This is a genomic window from Arthrobacter sp. 2762, assembly GCF_040548745.1.
Lineage (GTDB): Bacteria > Actinomycetota > Actinomycetes > Actinomycetales > Micrococcaceae > Arthrobacter.
The window spans coordinates 62,297-79,995 of sequence record NZ_JBEPSI010000002.1 but is presented as its reverse complement, the minus strand read 5'-3'; the positions used below and the strand labels follow the sequence as shown (position 1 = coordinate 79,995).

At 62.4% G+C, this 17,699-nt stretch carries 20 protein-coding genes; 15 read left to right on the top strand and 5 right to left on the bottom strand.

The window, feature by feature from the left end:
• The first annotated feature begins 9 nt into the window (after positions 1-9).
• Together ABIE18_RS04430 and ABIE18_RS04425 are read left to right on the top strand one after the other, a co-directional pair.
• On the top strand, positions 10-1,353 hold the full coding sequence (locus ABIE18_RS04430) for a M16 family metallopeptidase (protein ID WP_477513608.1): 1,344 nt from the start codon (positions 10-12) through the stop codon (positions 1,351-1,353).
• Between the two features lie 101 nt (positions 1,354-1,454).
• Positions 1,455-1,916 carry a DUF1579 family protein gene (locus tag ABIE18_RS04425; protein ID WP_499721443.1) on the top strand — a complete coding sequence of 154 codons (462 nt, stop codon included), beginning with the start codon at positions 1,455-1,457 and terminating at the stop codon, positions 1,914-1,916.
• Between the two features lie 49 nt (positions 1,917-1,965).
• Here ABIE18_RS04425 and ABIE18_RS04420 read toward each other — a convergent pair whose 3' ends face one another.
• Positions 1,966-2,259 carry a hypothetical protein gene (locus tag ABIE18_RS04420; protein WP_499721442.1) on the bottom strand — a complete coding sequence of 98 codons (294 nt, stop codon included), beginning with the start codon at positions 2,257-2,259 and terminating at the stop codon, positions 1,966-1,968.
• Positions 2,260-2,376: 117 nt separating this feature from the next.
• On the opposite strand from ABIE18_RS04420, the gene ABIE18_RS04415 reads away from it, so the two are divergent.
• Positions 2,377-3,492: a helix-turn-helix transcriptional regulator gene (locus tag ABIE18_RS04415; RefSeq protein WP_499721441.1), complete on the top strand. Its 1,116-nt coding sequence runs from the start codon at positions 2,377-2,379 to the stop codon at positions 3,490-3,492.
• On the opposite strand, the gene ABIE18_RS04410 is transcribed toward ABIE18_RS04415, so the two are convergent.
• Together ABIE18_RS04410 and moaA are read right to left on the bottom strand one after the other, a co-directional pair.
• On the bottom strand, positions 3,489-3,755 hold the full coding sequence (locus ABIE18_RS04410) for a MoaD/ThiS family protein (RefSeq protein ID WP_477513604.1): 267 nt from the start codon (positions 3,753-3,755) through the stop codon (positions 3,489-3,491). The two genes, ABIE18_RS04415 and ABIE18_RS04410, sit on opposite strands and share 4 nt — an antisense overlap.
• A 5-nt stretch (positions 3,756-3,760) precedes the next feature.
• The gene (gene moaA, locus ABIE18_RS04405) at positions 3,761-4,885 is read right to left on the bottom strand and encodes a GTP 3',8-cyclase MoaA (protein ID WP_499721440.1); all 1,125 of its coding nucleotides are present in this window, start codon (positions 4,883-4,885) and stop codon (positions 3,761-3,763) included.
• Positions 4,886-5,089: 204 nt separating this feature from the next.
• Between moaA and ABIE18_RS04400 the strand changes: the two genes are divergently transcribed.
• The 9 genes from ABIE18_RS04400 (at position 5,090) to ABIE18_RS04360 (ending at position 12,697) form a co-directional block, all read left to right on the top strand.
• Positions 5,090-5,821 carry a response regulator transcription factor gene (locus ABIE18_RS04400; RefSeq protein WP_499721864.1) on the top strand — a complete coding sequence of 244 codons (732 nt, stop codon included), beginning with the start codon at positions 5,090-5,092 and terminating at the stop codon, positions 5,819-5,821.
• Positions 5,808-7,007: a sensor histidine kinase gene (locus tag ABIE18_RS04395; RefSeq protein WP_499721438.1), complete on the top strand. Its 1,200-nt coding sequence runs from the start codon at positions 5,808-5,810 to the stop codon at positions 7,005-7,007. Before ABIE18_RS04400 ends, ABIE18_RS04395 begins: the two co-directional genes overlap by 14 nt.
• Positions 7,004-8,581 (top strand): molybdopterin-dependent oxidoreductase, encoded by a 1,578-nt coding sequence (locus tag ABIE18_RS04390; RefSeq protein WP_499721437.1) that lies wholly within the window; start codon positions 7,004-7,006, stop codon positions 8,579-8,581. The genes ABIE18_RS04395 and ABIE18_RS04390 overlap by 4 nt, the downstream gene beginning before the upstream one ends.
• 68 nt (positions 8,582-8,649) lie before the next feature.
• Positions 8,650-9,882: a molybdopterin molybdotransferase MoeA gene (locus ABIE18_RS04385; protein ID WP_499721436.1), complete on the top strand. Its 1,233-nt coding sequence runs from the start codon at positions 8,650-8,652 to the stop codon at positions 9,880-9,882.
• On the top strand, positions 9,870-10,448 hold the full coding sequence (moaC, locus tag ABIE18_RS04380) for a cyclic pyranopterin monophosphate synthase MoaC (protein WP_499721435.1): 579 nt from the start codon (positions 9,870-9,872) through the stop codon (positions 10,446-10,448). The genes ABIE18_RS04385 and moaC overlap by 13 nt, the downstream gene beginning before the upstream one ends.
• Positions 10,445-10,948 carry a MogA/MoaB family molybdenum cofactor biosynthesis protein gene (locus ABIE18_RS04375; protein ID WP_477513598.1) on the top strand — a complete coding sequence of 168 codons (504 nt, stop codon included), beginning with the start codon at positions 10,445-10,447 and terminating at the stop codon, positions 10,946-10,948. The genes moaC and ABIE18_RS04375 overlap by 4 nt, the downstream gene beginning before the upstream one ends.
• Entirely contained in the window at positions 10,938-11,393 is a 456-nt protein-coding gene (locus tag ABIE18_RS04370) for a molybdenum cofactor biosynthesis protein MoaE (RefSeq protein ID WP_431119483.1), read from the top strand. The genes ABIE18_RS04375 and ABIE18_RS04370 overlap by 11 nt, the downstream gene beginning before the upstream one ends.
• Positions 11,394-11,445: 52 nt before the next feature.
• Positions 11,446-12,204, top strand: coding sequence for a 4-hydroxy-tetrahydrodipicolinate reductase (gene dapB / locus ABIE18_RS04365; protein WP_499721434.1), 759 nt, complete (start codon positions 11,446-11,448; stop codon positions 12,202-12,204).
• Between the two features lie 4 nt (positions 12,205-12,208).
• Positions 12,209-12,697, top strand: coding sequence for a hypothetical protein (locus ABIE18_RS04360; RefSeq protein WP_498701694.1), 489 nt, complete (start codon positions 12,209-12,211; stop codon positions 12,695-12,697).
• Here the strand turns inward: ABIE18_RS04360 and ABIE18_RS04355 are convergent.
• Together ABIE18_RS04355 and ABIE18_RS04350 are read right to left on the bottom strand one after the other, a co-directional pair.
• Positions 12,673-13,908 (bottom strand): heparan-alpha-glucosaminide N-acetyltransferase domain-containing protein, encoded by a 1,236-nt coding sequence (locus ABIE18_RS04355; RefSeq protein WP_499721433.1) that lies wholly within the window; start codon positions 13,906-13,908, stop codon positions 12,673-12,675. The genes ABIE18_RS04360 and ABIE18_RS04355 overlap by 25 nt on opposite strands.
• Before the next feature lie 71 nt (positions 13,909-13,979).
• Positions 13,980-14,528: a TOPRIM nucleotidyl transferase/hydrolase domain-containing protein gene (locus ABIE18_RS04350; RefSeq protein ID WP_499721431.1), complete on the bottom strand. Its 549-nt coding sequence runs from the start codon at positions 14,526-14,528 to the stop codon at positions 13,980-13,982.
• A 141-nt stretch (positions 14,529-14,669) separates the two neighbouring features.
• Here ABIE18_RS04350 and ABIE18_RS04345 point away from each other — a divergent pair, with 141 nt between their 5' ends.
• The 3 genes from ABIE18_RS04345 to ABIE18_RS04335 all read left to right on the top strand — a co-directional run bounded on the left by ABIE18_RS04345 (position 14,670) and on the right by ABIE18_RS04335 (position 17,659).
• Entirely contained in the window at positions 14,670-14,954 is a 285-nt protein-coding gene (locus ABIE18_RS04345) for a hypothetical protein (RefSeq protein WP_431119492.1), read from the top strand.
• A 74-nt stretch (positions 14,955-15,028) separates the two neighbouring features.
• On the top strand, positions 15,029-15,940 hold the full coding sequence (dapA, locus tag ABIE18_RS04340) for a 4-hydroxy-tetrahydrodipicolinate synthase (protein ID WP_499721429.1): 912 nt from the start codon (positions 15,029-15,031) through the stop codon (positions 15,938-15,940).
• A gap of 27 nt (positions 15,941-15,967) precedes the next feature.
• Positions 15,968-17,659, top strand: a complete 1,692-nt coding sequence (locus ABIE18_RS04335) for a ribonuclease J (RefSeq protein ID WP_442005790.1) — start codon at positions 15,968-15,970, stop codon at positions 17,657-17,659.
• Positions 17,660-17,699: the final 40 nt, after the last annotated feature.

Below are 17,699 nucleotides of genomic sequence, written 5' to 3'. Positions count from 1 at the left end.
AAGGTCTTAATGACTGTCGTACCCTTGCCGTTGGAGCAGACACTTCCCGGCGGCGACCTGATCCATGGTGCCGAGGGCGGTTCCGTCGTACGGCGTTCGGTCCTGCCCGGCGGCGTTCGCGTCCTCACCGAGGCAATGCCCGGGCAGCGTTCGGCCACCATCGGATTCTGGGTGGCAGTCGGTTCCCGCGATGAGGCCGATGGCCAGCATGGTTCAACTCACTTCCTGGAACACCTTTTGTTCAAGGGCACCAAGCGTCGCACCGCCCTGGAAATCGCCTCAGCCTTTGATGAGGTGGGTGGTGAGTCCAACGCTGCGACTGCCAAGGAGAGTACCTGTTACTTTGCCCGGGTCCTGGATTCGGATCTGCCGATGGCCATCGACGTCATAGCGGACATGATCACCGGTGCTGTCCTGGATCCGGCGGAGCTGGAACAGGAACGGGACGTCATTCTTGAAGAAATCGCCATGGACAGCGATGACCCAACAGACGTCGCCCACGAAAAATTCGTTGCAGCAGTACTCGGCAGCCACCCGCTCGCGCGTCCTATTGGCGGAACTCCGGACGCTATCAAGGCGGTCGCCAGGGACTCGGTCTGGGAGCACTACCAGCGCTACTACCGTCCGGAAGAACTGGTCATCACCGCGGCCGGCGGGTTGGACCATGACGTCGTCTGCGATCTCGTGCAGAAGGCGTTGGAAGCGGCAGGCTGGCAGTTGGATCCGGAAGCAGCTCCGGTAGATCGCAGGGCTACCAACCGCGCCGTGATCACCGGCACATCCGGCCTTCACGTGGTCAAGCGTCCCGTGGAACAGGCAAACATCATCATGGGTTGCCCCACCATCGTGGCAACGGATGATCGCCGATTTGTCATGAGCGTGCTTAACGCCGTGCTCGGCGGCGGAATGTCCTCCAGGCTTTTCCAGGAAATCCGCGAGAAGCGTGGCCTTGTCTACTCCACGTATTCTTTCACCGCCGCCTACGCCGATGCCGGCTATTTCGGCATGTATGCGGGCTGCACGCCGTCAAAAGTGCGCCAAGTGCTCGATCTTCTTGGTGTTGAGTTGGACAAGCTCGCCAAGGAAGGCATCACAGAGGAGGAACTCCGGAAGGCCGTGGGACAACTCAGCGGCGGCATCGTCCTCGCCCTCGAGGACACGGGCTCGCGTATGTCCCGACTCGGCCGGGCGGAACTCGTATCCGGGGAGTTCCAGGATATTGACGAGACATTGGCCCGGATCAAGGCAGTCACTGTGGAAGAAGTCCAGGAACTCGCGCGGGAACTTGCCGCAGCTCCCCGTACCATCACCGTCGTCGGGCCGTTTGAGGAAAGTGAGACCTTCGGTCTTTAGGACACAGCGCGTTCAGCTGGTCTACCATCTCTGGACTCCCGCACTGTAAACAGGGCAGCATGATCACACGATGATGCTGCCCTGCTCACATTGGAGTCGTGATGGATCTGCCCCCAAAAGGACATGCCGCAGAACTGCTGAAAGACTTCATCGGACATTGGCGGGGCATCACGGAAATAGCCCAGTCTCCTTGGGGTGCAGCGCGGACTGCGGAGGCGGAAGCCGTTTTCACGCAAGCCGCGGGGGGATACGCCGTTGTGCAGAGCTACCGTCACCGTGAGCCGGATGGAACGCACTTCGAAGGGCACGGGATGTTCACGGTGGATCCGGCCCATGGGGACACGCTCTGGTATTACGTGGACAGCATGGGCCGGCCGCCAACTGCCCCGGTGCGCGGTACATGGCATTCCGGGACCCTGACGGTGGAACGGCGAACCCCGGAGGGTGTAGCCCGGCATACCTTCCGTGTTGAAGACGGCGTCCTGGTGCACACCGCGGAACTGCGACTCGAGGGCACGGCCGAGTTCAGTCCCTTGCTCAAGAGTGTGTTCCGGAAAACCTGACGGCGGCATGAGGGAAACCGCCCAGCGCTGCGGCCAGGCAGGTACTCCGTCAATATGTTCCCGTATACACCGTTTCGGCAATCCGCGTCTTTGGCGCACCTTGAAGGGCGGGTGCGTTGGCTGGGGAACTCCAGACCGTCGCGTGTAGTCGCTCCACCATGTCCGATGCCTGTTCTGCACGCTCGAAATCCATTTCAACCAGCACATAGCGGGCATCTTCCAGGGGCGTCCCCACCCGGAACTGTTTCACTCCTGAAGCGGCTCGGTCCAGTGGATCTCGGTCAAAGGCGGCTTTCCACTGGGTGAAGTCCTTGATTCCGTGTTCGATGTACAGGGTGTACATGGCAATCCCTCCTGTGGAGTCCGCGTTGGTGGTGCCAGCCTAGGAGGCGAGGGACGGCCGCCGATATCCCTGATTCATGGGGGTCAGGAACCGCCGGCGGCGGCGCATACTTGCTCCATGGCCAGTTCATGGGCAACCCACCGGACACGGGAACGGATTGAGGACCTGTTTCTCTCCGCCGGGGATGACCATGCCCTTCGCGAGGCTGCTTTGGCGGAGCTCGGGCACGTGGTGGGTTTCAGCGCTTTCGTCTGGCCCCTGACTGATCCCGAGTCGGCCACCGGTGTTGCGCCCATGGCGGCGGTGCCGTGCCCCAGCGAAGTGCCGCTGGTCATCAAGGCCAGATATGCCAGCCGAATAAACCGTTGGACAGTCCTCTCTGAAGCCGAACGGCCAGCCGCCTCGCTCTTTGCGGCCACAGGTGGAGATCCCGCCCGGCACCCGCTCTGGGACTCCATCCTGCGCGGCTATGGAGTGGGTGATATTGCGTCACTGGCATTGGCGGACCAGCACGGTATCTGGTCATGGCTTGATCTCTGGAGGCAGGACACAGACCCGGCATTCAACGAGGAGGAGCTCGAATTCCTTATTTCACTCGCACCGGCGATGACCCGCGGGCTGCGCCGCAGCCGGGCCCGGCAATTCGCCGCATCTCCGGTTGGGTCACAAGGAACCATGCCCGCCCAAGCGGTTCTGGTCATGGACGAAGACATGCAGGTCCTCGGGCAGACAAGCAGCGCCAGCAACTGGTTGTCCCTTCTGCAACGGGCGCCCCGGCCACATGCCGGAATCCCGGCAGAGGTGTACAACGTCGTGGCGCAGCTGTTGGCCAAGGAAGCGCATATTGACCATCGCGCCTCTGCAGCGAGAATCCATATCGGAGGAGGACAGTGGGCCTCCTTGCGGGCTGCACGGATGCACGGTCCCGCTCACACGCCAAATAGTCCGGCCATCGCCGTCACCATCCAGGAGTGCCTGCCCGCAGCCCGGCTTGGTGTGTTTGTTCGGGCCTACGGATTAACGGCACGCGAAAGGCAGGCTTTGGCTTTGTTGGCGGCAGGAATGGAGAACGAGGTCCTCGCCGGACGGATGGGAATTTCGCCCCTCACGGCACAGGATCATTTCAAGAGCATCTTCGCGAAAACCGGAATGCACAGCCGTGCCGGCGTCTTGGCGTTGGCTCTTGGAAACGCCGGAGCAGGTCAATCCGGGTTTGTTGGCTCTGCCGTTTAGCCGCCCGCGAACGGAGGAAGGACATCGATAACATCCTCGGCGCCCAGAGGAGCCGAAGGGTCTCGAACCGCTACTTCGTTCCTGAGGAAGCTGCTACGGGCCACGATGCGGGCAAGCGTTGGTGTCCCTTCCGGAGGCACAGGACGTTCGACGGCGAGGGCAGCTTCCAGCAACGCCTCGAGGCTGGATCCTTCCGGGAGCGGGTGGATCTCCTCTTCGACACCTGCAGCGGCGCGTGCGGCAGCGAAGTAACGTACAAGCAAGGGGTTCAGCCTCCGATTGCGCTCATGCTGCGGTCCGGCTGCACGAAGTCCGGTGCGCCGAGGCCGGTATGGTCCATGCCGTGGGCTTTGGGTTTGACCCACATGGCGTCCTGCCAACGTTGGGCAAGCTCGTCATCCGTTGCGCCCTCCCGAAGCAGTCCGAGGAGATCGAACTCCTCACGGGAGAACAGGCAGCTCATGATCTTGCCTTCAGCAGTAATGCGGGTGCGGCGGCAGTCTGAACAGAACGGTTCGGTGACCGATGCAATGATCCCGACCGTACCGAGGACGGCCCCGGTGGCTTCACCGGTTGCCTGGTCCCGGCGTCGTACTTCAAAACGTTCGGCAGGGGCGCCGTCGCGTTCCCGTTGGTCCGGACTGAGGACAAAGTCCTTTGACAGCAATTCCCGGATTTCAGCCGCGGTGATCATGTTGCGCCGGGTCCAACCGTGGTCTGCGTCGAGCGGCATCTGCTCGATGAAGCGAAGTTCGTAGCCGCGGCCCAAGGCCCAAGCGAGGAGGTCCGGAGATTCGGCATCGTTGATGCCCCTCATCAGCACGGCATTTAACTTGACCGGACCCAGACCGGCGGCCCACGCGGCGTCCACGCCGGCGAGGACACGGTCCAGGAAAGGCCGGCGCGTGAGCTTGGTGAAGGTTTCCTCGTGGAGCGAATCCAGGGAAACGTTGATCCGGGTGAGTCCTGCGGCCTTGAGGGCGGCCGCTTTCTTGTCCAGGCCCACGCCATTGGTGGTCATCGAAATGGGAAGTTCAGGGTGCTCGTTCCGGAGGCCTGCTATGACGTCAACCAGATCAGCCCGGACCAGCGGCTCACCTCCAGTGAGGCGCAGTTCCCGGACACCCAGGGCGTTAACGCCTACACGCACAATCCGAATGATTTCGTCTTTGGTCATCACCGCTTGCTTGGAGAGCCATTCCAACCCTTCCGCAGGCATGCAGTACGTACAGCGGAGGTTGCACTTGTCTGTCAGGGACAGGCGCATATCAGTCGCCCGGCGTCCGTAGCGGTCCCACAAACCGGTGGGCGTGCCAGCCGGACGCGGCGGCGGGACCGAGCCGCCTACAGCGCTGCCCGAAGGAGGCACAGGCATGCCTAGCTGAACACTCATGAATTCAGGCTACGCCACCCTGGCCTGAACAGTGATACCGGCTACATTTCGTTTCACTCATCGGACATTCGTTCGGATGCTCCTGGGAAGGTCGCAGTAATGTTCCGTGCCGTCGTCAGTTCTTACGGAATGCGGACATTCGCCTGGAAGTGACCCGTATCCCGTGCCGGGCAGCTCCGGCGTACCTATGCTGAAAGCGTGACCATGCAATCGGCATCATCAGCGGCAGAGCCTGGTAATCGCCGCATCCTCCTCGTCGAAGACGAGCAGACCATTGCTGATGTTGTGCGCGACTATCTCCTGCAGGCCGGATTCCAGGTTGACGTAGCCGGGGATGGGTTCTCGGCGCTGAGCCTCGCTGCAACCCGACAGCCGGATCTGGTGATCCTGGACCGCATGTTGCCAGGACTGGACGGTGTGGAAGTGTGTCGTCGGCTCCGCCAGAGCATGAGCGTGCCGGTCATCATGGTTACGGCCCTGGGAACCGAAGATGACCGCATCCTTGGTTTGGAGATGGGCGCGGACGATTACGTCACCAAGCCGTTCTCGCCGCGGGAGCTAGTCCTTCGCGTCAAGTCCGTTCTTCGCCGCAGCGTCAAGGAATTCTCCCCTGAACCACCTGTTGAACTGGCAGGCTTTGAACTGGATCCCGCATCCCGGACCGTCACTCACCGTGGAGCGCCGCTGACGTTGACAGTGCGTGAATTCGATCTTCTGGCCTTCATGCTGCGCAGGCCCAACCAGGTCTTCAGCCGGGAAGAACTCATCAAGGCAGTCTGGGGCTGGGACTTTGGCGATCTTTCCACCGTGACCGTCCATGTCCGGCGCCTCCGCGAGAAGATCGAAGTCAACCCCACCAAACCTGAGCTCCTTAAGACCGTTTGGGGCGTTGGCTACAGGTTCGACGCCAAGGGGGATGGCCATGGAGGGCACTGAGCTTGCCACCATCCTTGCCTGGGTGCTCCTGTGGGCAATGGTCATCGGTGCAATCACGCTGCTGCTGCTGCGTATCCTGCGCAGGGCATCCGTGTTGGCGCAGATCTGCCTGGTTGTGGTGGCTACCGTGGCAGTCCTCGTGGCAGGCATGGTCAGTGCTTTCAACGCCATGTTCATTTCTGCCAGGGACCTTGAGGTCATGTGGTACATCCTGGCCATGGCTTCGGCAGTAGCAGTGGCCTTATCCCTCGTGCTGGGAGCCGGGGTATCCCGGAACGCGGCGCGCCTTGTGGCGGCGGCCAGGAGACTCGGCCGGGGCGAAACCCTGGACCACAGCAGTAAAAACGGAAAGCGGGCCGAACCTGCCATGACCTCGGAACTCGCTGAACTGGCCCAGGAACTGGAGGCCAGCAGCCGCAACCTTGCGGAGTCGCGGGCCAGGGAAGCCGCCGTTGAAACCGCACGGCGCGAACTCGTCTCGTGGATTTCACATGACCTCCGCACTCCACTTGCCAGCATGCGCGCCATGACCGAAGCCCTCGAAGACGGCATGGTCGCCGATATCCCGGAGTACTACCGGAAGATCATCGGGCAGACCGAACAAATGACTGCCATGGTCAACGATCTCCTGGAGTTGTCCAAAATCCAGGCGGGGAGCCTTCGCTTGCGCGCCGAGTCACTGGACCTCTATGACCTTGTCAGTGATGCTCTGTCCGATCTGGCGCCGCTGGCCGCCCAACGCGGCATTACGCTCACCGGCGGGGGAGACCGCGAGTGCATGGCCGTAGCCGACGGACCCAGCATGGCCAGGGCAATCCGGAACGTGCTGCTCAACGCGATCATTTACAGCAGGCCGGACACGGACGTACACACCAGCGTTGGGCGCGAGAACGGAAACGCCGTGGTCGCAGTCCAGGACCACTGCGGGGGCATCCCGGAGGAGGACCTTCCCCACCTGTTCGAAACCGGCTGGCAGAAGGACCCTTCACGGGGGAGCCCGGCGGGATCACAGGGAAGCTACAGCGGAGCAGGAATCGGACTGAGCATGGTGGCCGGCATCGTAAAGGCGCATGGGGGAGCTGTGAACGTGGAAAACGTCGACGGCGGTTGTCGGTTTGCGCTGTCGCTTCCGGCTGGCTCCCTTCCGGCAGGATCCGTCGTGGATCGCCAAGGAGGCGCAGCATGAGAAAACCTGGATTCTGGGCAGCGGTTGCCGGGGTGGCTGCCGGGGCAGCAGGTATCGCAGCAGGCGAACTGAGCGCCGGCTTCCTCAGCCCCCTCGTCTCGCCAGTGACGGCACTGGGCGGTGCCGTCATCGATTCCGTTCCTCCCGGAGTGAAGGACCTCGCCGTGCAGCTCTTCGGCACGGCGGACAAGATCGTGCTGGTCGCTTCCATCCTGATCGTGGCCGTGGTTCTGGCTGCCCTGGCCGGGATTCTGGAGCGCCGTCGAACCGGACTCGGACTTGTTCTGGCGGCCTTGGCAGGTGCGGCGGGCCTAAGCGCCGTCCTGACCCGGGCCCAAACAACACCGCAGGCGGCCATCGCGCCCATCGTGGCCGCCGTCGTCACCATGCTGCTCCTCCGCATGCTGATTCGCCGGCTGGGCACCTGGGCGCCGCCACGTGAATCGTCTTCCGGTGTGGTGGCATCAGCTCCAGCCAGTGCCTCACCCTCGCCGGAACCTGCACCTCTGGCACGGCGGAGCTTCCTGAACGCCCTGGCGGCCACATCGCTTGCGGCAGCGGTGGGCGGAGCGGTCACCAGTATCCTTACGCGGGCCACGACCGTGGCTTCCGGTTTCAGGGGCTCTTTGACGCTGCCAGCTCCAGCGACGACGCAGCAGGCTATCCCTGCAGGGGCATCGCTGCCACTGGAAGGGATCAGTCCCTTGGTGACACCGAACCCTGACTTCTACCGTATCGACACCGCATTGACGGTTCCGGCCATCGACCCTCCACAGTGGAAATTGAAAGTGACCGGAATGGTGGATCGAGAGATTGAACTCGACTTCGCCACGCTCCTCACCAAGCCCATGACGGAGCGGCACATCACTATCGCGTGCGTGTCCAATGATGTGGGCGGCGATCTCATCGGTAATGCCCTGTGGCTTGGCTGGCCTGTTCGGGAACTCCTGGCCATGGCGGGTCCCAAACCAGGGGCGGACATGGTGCTTTCCACCAGCAACGATGGCTGGACAGCAAGTACGCCCCTGGAAGCGCTCACAGACGACCGCGACGCCCTTCTTGCCGTCGGCATGAACGCCGAGCCGCTGCCCCTGGAACATGGATTCCCAGTGCGGATGATCGTGCCGGGACTCTACGGCTTCGTCTCAGCAACTAAATGGCTCACCGAACTCAAGGTCACCCGTTTTGCGGACGATACTGCTTACTGGACTCCCCGCGGCTGGAGCGATCACGGCCCCATCAAGACGCAGTCCCGCATCGATGTCCCGCGCAGTGGCCGCACGGTCAAAGCAGGCAAAGTCCAGTTTGGTGGCGTTGCCTGGGCCCAGCATCGTGGAGTGGACCACGTGGAGCTCCGCGTCAACCGTGGTCCTTGGCGACAGGCGATGCTTGCACCAGGGATATCCACGGATACCTGGTACCAATGGCAGCTGGGACTTGACCTCACGCCCGGCGACTATGAAGTCCAAGTGCGTGCCACAGACTCCACGGGCAAACCACAAACCGAAGACCGGACCCCGGTAGCTCCCGACGGCGCCACCGGCTATCACACCATCAACGTCAAGGTCACTTAAGGCCCTACTCTGGGTACGTCCGAATAATCTCCGGACACGAGCGTGATCCAGCGTGACCACACAGGAGGATGTCCTTGCCCAGATCCGTTGCTGCCCACCGCGACGCCGTGGTGGAACTACTGAGCGGTCCGGCCGCCACCATGGCCACTGAACAGCTGCCACTGCTTGAAGCTCTGGGCAAGGTGCTGGCCGTGGACCTCCACGCGCCACTTTCCCTGCCGCCGTTCGCCAACTCCCAAATGGACGGCTTTGCCGTCAACTCTGCCGACATTCCCGACGGCGGCGCGAAGCTACGGGTGGCGTCACCTGTTCCGGCGGGGGCCGCTCCGGAGGCGTTGAAGCCGGGCTTTGCCGCGCCCATCATGACCGGCGCCATGATTCCCGAGGGTGCGGACGCCGTGGTTCCCATTGAGCGGGCACGCCCCGGCACGTTCCCGAATCCTGAGGCCAGGGACGTTCAGGTTGAACTCCCCACCACTGCTCCGGGCACCTATGTTCGAAACGCGGGCAGCGATATCAACGAAGGGGACCTGGCCCTTCCCGCGGGGACCTGTTTAGGACCGGCGCAGCTTGGCCTGTTGGCCGCGCTGGGGTTGACCGCCGTCGAAGTCCGCAAGCCCTGGCACGTCCTGCTGGTCACCACGGGCGATGAGGTCCTGGAACCGGGCCGGAATCTCACACCAGGCAAGATCTACGACTCCAACGGAACCCTCCTGGAAGCATCCATGCGCCAGGCGGGCCTTGACGTTGTACGAAGCCGAATCTCCGATGATGATCCCGCACAATTGCTCGAACTACTTCACAGCCACCTTGGAAACGTTGACGGCAAGCACCCGGTAGACCTGATCGTGACCACGGGTGGCGTCAGCAAGGGGGCATACGAGGTTGTCCGCCAAGCCATGGCCGCCCAGCACGTGGATTTCCTGCCAGTGGCCATGCAGCCAGGAGGCCCACAAGGAATCGGCCGCTTTGAAGGGGTTCCGTTCCTCGGCTTTCCGGGCAACCCTGTCAGCTGCCTCGTTTCCTACGAAATGTTCCTGCGCCCTGCCCTTTCGCTGATCCACGGCGCACCGGCACCCCGGCCGGTACAGCGGGCGCGCTTGGTGGAACCACTGCATTCACCAGAGGGCAAGCATCAAGTCCGCCGCGGAACGGTGCTGCCTGACGGCTCCGTCCGAATGGAGGGTGGCGCGGGAAGCCATCTGGTGCACGCCTTGGCGCGCTCGAACGCCCTGGTGCAGATCCCCAGCGACGTCACGGAACTCGCGGAGGGAAGCGAAGTGGAAGTATGGATGCTGTGAATGAAACTCCCACGAACACGTCCAGCAACACCGGCGGCCTGACCCATCTCCGGCAAGACGGTACTGCCCAGATGGTGGATGTCTCAGAGAAAGCAGTTACCACGCGTGAGGCAACCGCCACGGCCACGGTGCGCAGCACTGCCGAAGTCCTGGCCCTTCTCGGCGCCGGCGAACTTCCCAAGGGCGACGCGCTCGCAGTGGCACGCGTGGCCGGGATTATGGCCGCTAAGAAGACACCCGAATTGATCCCGCTGTGCCACCCGTTGCCGATTTCCAAAGTCACCGTCGATTTTGAGTTGGGAGCCGACTCGATCGAAGTACTGGCTACCGTGAAGACGCGCGGTGTCACCGGCGTCGAAATGGAAGCTCTTACGGCTGCCTCTGTAGCGGCCCTGAGCGTCTACGACATGATCAAGGCCGTGGATAAGCACGCAGTCCTGACAGACATCCACGTGCTGGCAAAAAGCGGGGGCAAAAGTGGGGATTGGAAACACGGTGACTGGAACCGGGGCAGCTCTGCCCCGGAATCTGCCCCGGAATCCGCCCCGGAAGGAGCCCAAGCATGAGTGCGTGTGAACCAAACGCCCACGGGCCGCGGAAGGCCGGCGTCGTTATAGCGTCCACGCGTGCGGCAGCGGGAATCTACGCCGATGAAACCGGCCCCGTCATCCTGGACTGGCTCAAGGAGCATGGCTTTGATGCTTTCCCCACCATGGTGGTGCCGGATGGCGAGCCTGTTGGCGCGGCTTTGAGGGCGCTCCTGACCCAGCAGCCCGCCGTCGTCATTACCAGTGGTGGAACGGGCCTGAGCCCGGACGACCAGACGCCGGAAGTAACGTTGCCGCTGCTGGATCGTGAGATCCCGGGCATCATGGAAGGTATTCGGCGGGCGGGCACTGCAAAGACGCCCATGGCAATGCTGAGCCGTGGGCACGCAGGAACAGCAGGAAAGACATTCATCATTAACTTGCCCGGTTCCCCGAAGGGTGTCATGGACGGCTTGACTGTCCTGGATCCGGTGATCGGGCACCTTTGCGATCAATTGGAAGGAAGCCATGGGCACTGAAACAGACTTTGAAGTTGTTAGCGCGGTCCTGAGCGCCGAGCCTATCTCCGTTGACCAGGCAATTGCCGCGGTGGAGTCTGACACCGCCGGGGCAGTAGTCAGTTTCAGCGGCGTGGTGCGCAACCACGATTCCGGTAAGCCCGTGGACCGCCTGAGTTACAGCGCGCATCCCACGGCGCACCGGATCATGTCCGACGTAGTCGCGCAGCTGGTTGCGGAGCACTCCGGCGAAGCAGAGCAACCCGTCAGGATTTGGGCCGCACACAGGATCGGGATGCTGGAGATCGGGGATCCCGCGCTGGTGTGTGCCGTGGCGGCCGCCCATCGGGGCCAGGCTTTTGCCGTTTGTTCGGAACTTGTGGACCGGGTCAAAGAACAGGTGCCTATTTGGAAGGAACAGTTCTTCAGCGACGGCACCGTGGAATGGGTCGGGGCCGGGGAGTAAGCGCGGAGTCACGGTTCCTGCCGTACCCCGGCCCGGCGGTAGGGTTAAAGGCATGACCGAACAACTTGCCGTTGCAGTGCTGGGCGCCTACGGGCGCATGGGAATTGAAGCCGTGAAGGCTGTTGAAGCAGCCGACGATATGAAGCTGGTAGCGGCTCTCGGTCGAGGCGATTCCCTGCAGACACTGCTCGACGCAGGAGCCGAGTATGTTGTGGATCTGACTGTTCCGGATACTACCGAGGCCAATGTGCGCTTCGCGGTTGAACATGGCATTCATGCAGTGGTTGGGACCACGGGTTGGGATGGGCAGCGCCTTGGATCGTTGCGGAAGCTCTTGGAACAGAAGCCGGAAACAGGCGTTCTGATCGCCCCGAATTTTGCTTTGGGTTCTGTGCTGGCTTCGGCGTTTGCGGCGAAGGCTTCGCAGTACTTCGAGTCTGTGGAGATCATTGAACTGCATCACCCGAACAAGGTAGACGCTCCTTCAGGTACGGCCGTGCGTACGGCACAGCTGATTGCCCAGGCCAGGCAGGAAGCGGGTGTGCCGGCAAGTCCTGACGCCACGGAAACGGCCTTGGACGGCGCCCGGGGCTGCGACGTGGAGGGTGTGCGTGTCCACAGCGTGCGGCTCCGCGGGCTGGTGGCGCACCAGGAGGTGCTCTTCGGCGGGCCTGGTGAACAGCTGACGTTGCGCCATGATTCCTTCGACCGTGCCTCGTTCATGCCCGGTGTCCTGCTCGGGCTGCGCAAAGTTGCGGACCACCCAGGCCTGACCGTGGGCCTGGATGGCTACTTGGACCTGGGGCTTTAGGATCATGGGAACTCTCTGGGAGTCTGTGAAGAAAAACCGCACCAAAATCTGGGTTGGTGCCATCACCTTGCTGTTGGTGTTGTATCTCGTGGTGTCCCTTCAGCGGTCCATCCTGTTGCTTGGTGATCCCAATCTGGTGGCTAAGGGTATCGGCGCTGCCTACCTCGTTTTGCCTGTGATTGGCGCTTGGGCGCTCATTCGTGAGCTGTTGTTTGGGGCGCGGACCGAACAGATGGCCAAGGTCTTGGAGGCCGAGGGCGGCCTGCCTGTGGACACCCTGCCGCGCACGCCCGGTGGCCGGATTGTCCGCGCTGCTGCTGACGCCGAGTTCGAAAAGTACCGTGCGGAGGCTGAGGCGGCACCCGGGGATTGGCGTTCCTGGTTCCGGTTGAGCTGCGCCTACGACGCCTCCGGCGATCGCAAACGTGCCCGTGCTTCAATGCGCGACGCCGTGAAGCTGTTCCGCTCTCAGCCCACGGCGGCCGGACGGTAACTGCCCAGGCGCGACGCCTGGTGGGCCAGCCACTCCAGTGGTCCCCGGCGTCGGAAGAGGGCAAGGCACACGCCGATGCCTACCGCGGCCAAGGCCTGTGTCCAATACATTCCTTCGTCAGTCCACCCCGCTGGCAGTGGCTTGTTGTGGAAACCGGATACCACCCACACATGGAGTGAGTACAGCGTGAGGGTCATGGCGCCCGGACCGCTGAGGAGTATGAGGAAGTTGACCTTGATGCGTTCGGCAAGGGTGCCGAGCATCAGGAAGAACCCGACGACGGCGGCAGCCACCCCGCCGGTATGAAGCAGGTCCAGGGTGGTGCCGGCATGTGGTGCCGCGCTTGCCAGCCACCACCACGAATCCACCTGCTGCAATCCGGTCAGGTTCACTTGGAGCATGCTCTCCAGCGGGTATCCCCGTGTTCCAGGCAGTGCTTCCAGTGCGGCGCGGCCGCCCCACACCTCCATGGCCAGGGTTCCTGCGACCTTCGACAAAGCGGCCACGGCGAATCCGCAGGTGACGAGCAGCAACTGGACGTTCGCCGTCGTGAGTGCCAAACGGCCGATCGCCAGTCCGATCAGCAAATAAGCGATCCATTGGAACACAGGGTAGTAGCCCGTGAAGAACAAGTCGGCGACCAAGCGTCCCGGTGTCTCAAGATCCTCGCTGTTTGGGTTGTGCCCCAACTGCAAGGGAGGGTTGGCGTCGAGCAGCCAGGGTCGGACGACGTAGGCGATCAGGGGTGACACCAGTACCCAGCCGAGCGCCCACAAGAAGAGCGCTTTCAGCCGCAATCCCAGAAACGGCAGGATGCACAGGAACAGGACGGCATAGTGCACCAGGATGATCGCGACGTTGACGTCCAGACCCCCAAGAGTCAGCCCGACGACGGCAATCACCAAGGCGCGCATAGCGACACCGCTTCTCGCCGCCCAGAGGTCCAGGCCCTGGCGCGGCTCCTGCTTTCCGGTGGTGAGTGCCAACCCGATTCCGGCGAGGACTGCGAACAGCGCAGCGGACCTGCCCGAGAAAACCAGTCCCACCCACGTGGGTTCCCACTGGGGGGAGGGGCCGAACGTTGGCATCAGATGGGTGGCCATCATTCCGAGCAAGGCCAGGCCGCGGGCGGCATCTATGCCCGTAAGGCGGGTGGAGACTTTGCGTCCCCTGGGCACCTTCCGGGCTGGCGCCGTCTCTTGCGAAGTCATGCTGCGATCGTCTCACAAGGGACTGTGGCCCTGCTGTTAAGCGGGCCGGAAGCATCTTGGCGGCAGATGGCTCATTGCGGAAATGATCCCACGAGGCGGGCGAGCGGCGGGGGTGCCTGTCCTGCCGGCAGTGCGTCGACGAGCAGGGAGGCGTATCGGATTTTGTTGCCGCTGCGTCCCCCGAAGAACCGGCGCAGCTGCGCCGATGCCGGCTTGCCGCGCTGTGACGGCTGGCGTTGGAGGAGCCGGAACGAGGCAAGCTCTCCTTGGGCCGCAATGACGTTGAGCACGGCATCGACGCCAAGGCAGCGGATGAGTTCGTCCTCCAGATCCGCCTGGCAGACGTGGAAGCCGTTCTCGGACAAGGAGCCGGAACCGAGGCCTGCCCGGGTGAGTGCGCGGGCGATGCCATGTGCTTCGCCTGCATCGCAAAGTCCGAGTATCCGGTGGTCCGTGCCTTTTGGGCCGTAGCGGTCAAGGAAGCGGACGATGTTGGTCGCGCCTCCCATCGGCACCACAGAGACGCGCTCAGCCATCAGGTCATGGCCAAGGTGAACGGCCAGTGTCTCCACCGCAAGCCGGTCACTTTCGCCCTCGACCAACACAGTTGTCACCCGCATGGAACCAGTATGTAGGACGCGCGGTGCTGGCTCACAGGTCTTGTCTTCGAATATATGTTCGAATAACATGGCTTCATGAACGATGCTCCAAAGCCTCTGCCTCCAAATCCTCGGCAAGGCCTCCAGGGACCCATGAGGGCGATGAGTCCAGGTGTTGTCGACTTCCTTTTCAGGCAACTCGTGGCAGGCGAACCGCCAGAAGATGTCCAGTGGCGCCGCGAGGGAACGGTCCTTGCCGAGCAGGCGCCAGGTGCTGAACTTGCACGTCGCCTGGCTGAAACAGACCTTGAGGCCCTCACGCCAAGGGAACTCTTCGACTACGTCCGCGCTTCCCAGCGTTTGGTCGCTTGGGCGGAACAGTTGAAGGAAAAAGCGGTGGCGCAATATTGCTCGGAGGGCACGGCGAGGACGCCCAAGCCCGCATAGTCAGCAGCGCCGATGACGACCATCACGCGGAACCCATTCCCGGAACATGGCCGTGACAGGGTAACGTTTTTCTTATGTCTGACTCCCGCGCCCACATTCCCGCACTTGGTACCCTGCTGACCGCCATGGTCACCCCGTTCACCGAGGATGGCAAGGTCGACTACGACCAAGCTGCGGCGTTGGCGGAGAAGCTGGTCCAGGACGGTTGCGACGGACTCGTGGTCACCGGTACCACTGGAGAGACCTCAACCCTTACTGACGAAGAAAACCTCGGCATGTTCCGTGCGGTCAAGGAAGCCGTGGGGGGCAAAGCTGCCATCATTGCCGGAACCGGCACCAACGACACCGCGCACTCGGTGCATCTGTCCCAGCGCGCGGCCCAGATTGGCATCGACGGCCTTCTGATCGTCACTCCTTACTACAACAAGCCCAGCCAGGCCGGCGTTCGGGCCCACTTTGAGACGATTGCGTCCTCTACGGACCTGCCGGTCATGCTCTACGACATCCCCGGCCGCTCGTCCATTGCCATCGCGCCCGAGACCATGATCGGGCTTGCGAAGCACCCGAACATCGTGGCCGTCAAGGACGCCAAGGCGGACTTCGCAGCAGCCACCCGCGTCATGGCCGAGACCGATCTGGTCTTTTACTCCGGCGACGACGGCCTCACCCTGCAGTGGATGGCGCTGGGCGCAGCAGGCCTCGTGGGCGTGACCACGCACGTGGCCACGCGCCAATTCCGCGAACTCATTGACGCTGTCAATGCCAATGACCTTGCCAAGGCGCGGGCCATCAACTTTGAACTGGAACCCGTGGTGCGTGCAACCATGACGCGGGTCCAAGGCGCCGTAGCCGCCAAGCAGATTCTCAAGTGGCAGGGAGTCCTGCCCAACTCGGTTGTCCGTTTGCCCCTCGTGGAGCCGGACGAGGCCGAGATCCAAACCATCCGCGGGGATTTGGCGGAAGCCGGAATGGACTTCAACGTCTAGGACGGTTCCGCCGGAAAGAAGCACAATATGACCCAAACAGCCCTTCCTGGACTGGTTACTCCGCCGAAACTGCCCCAAGGCACACTGCGGATTGTTCCGCTGGGTGGACTGGGGGAGATAGGCCGCAACATGGCGGTCTTCGAAATCGACGGCAAGTTGCTGATCGTTGACTGCGGCGTACTTTTTCCCGAGGAAACGCAGCCCGGCGTTGATTTGATCCTTCCCGACTTCTCTTACATCGAGGACCGGCTGCAGGATGTTGTTGGTGTGGTGCTCACGCACGGCCACGAAGACCACATCGGTGCTGTTCCCTATCTGCTGCGCCTCAAAGCAGACATTCCGCTGATCGGCTCCCAGCTGACGCTGGCCTTGGTGGAGGCGAAGCTTCAGGAGCATCGGATCAAGCCGTACACGCTGACCGTTACCGAGGGCCAGGTGGAGCAGTTCGGCCCGTTTGAATGCGAATTCATCGCAGTGAACCACTCGATCCCGGACGCCTTGGCTGTCTTCATTCGCACCGCGGGCGGCACTGTCCTGCATACGGGCGACTTCAAGATGGACCAACTGCCCTTGGACGGCCGCATTACCGACCTCCGGCACTTCGCCCGTTTGGGTGAAGAAGGAGTGGACCTTTTCATGGCCGACTCCACCAACGCCGACGTTCCCGGGTTCACCACCGCCGAGAAGGAAATCGGCCCCACCCTTGATCGATTGTTCGGGCAGGCGAAGAAGCGCATTATCGTGGCTTCCTTCTCTTCCCACGTTCACCGCGTACAGCAGGTTCTCGACGCCGCAGCCAAGCACGGCCGCAACGTTGCGTTCGTCGGCCGTTCCATGGTTCGGAACATGGCCATCGCGGCCAAGCTGGGCTACCTTGACGTGCCCAACGGGATCCTGGTGGACATCAAGAACATTGACAACCTCCCCGATGACCGCGTGGTCCTCATGTCCACCGGCTCTCAGGGCGAGCCCATGGCAGCACTGTCACGCATGGCCAACGGCGACCACCGCGTGGTTGTTGGCCAAGGCGACACCGTGATCCTGGCCTCCAGCCTTATTCCAGGCAACGAGAATGCCGTGTTCCGCATCATCAACGGATTGTTGAAGCTCGGTGCCGATGTTATCCACAAGGGGACGGCCAAGGTTCACGTCTCCGGGCACGCCGCTGCCGGCGAATTGCTCTACTGCTACAACATCCTTGAGCCCCTCAATGCGATGCCTGTTCACGGTGAAACGCGTCACTTGATTGCCAATGGAAATATCGCCGAAGAATCCGGGGTGCCCTCCGACGGCATCATCCTCAGCGATAACGGCACTGTCATTGACCTGAAGGACCACAAGGCCAACATCGTTGGCCAGGTGGAGGTCGGCTTCGTTTATGTGGACGGTTCCAGCGTGGGTGAAATCACCGATGCGGATCTGAAGGACCGCCGTATCCTAGGCGACGAAGGCTTCATCTCCATCATCACGGTCATTAACCGGACCACAGGCAAGATCGTCTCCGGACCGGAAATCCATGCACGCGGTGTGGCGGAGGACGACGCCGTCTTCGACGAAATCATCCCCAAGATCAACGCCGCGTTGGAAGAAGCTGTGCTCAACCACGCAGACCACACCAACCACCAGCTGCAGCAGGTTGTGCGCAGGATCATCGGAACGTGGGTGAACCGGAAGCTTCGTCGCCGTCCCATGATCATTCCGGTGGTCCTGGAAGCGTAGTCCACCGGCAACATGCATCCCAGGGGGCCTGAAATCCGCG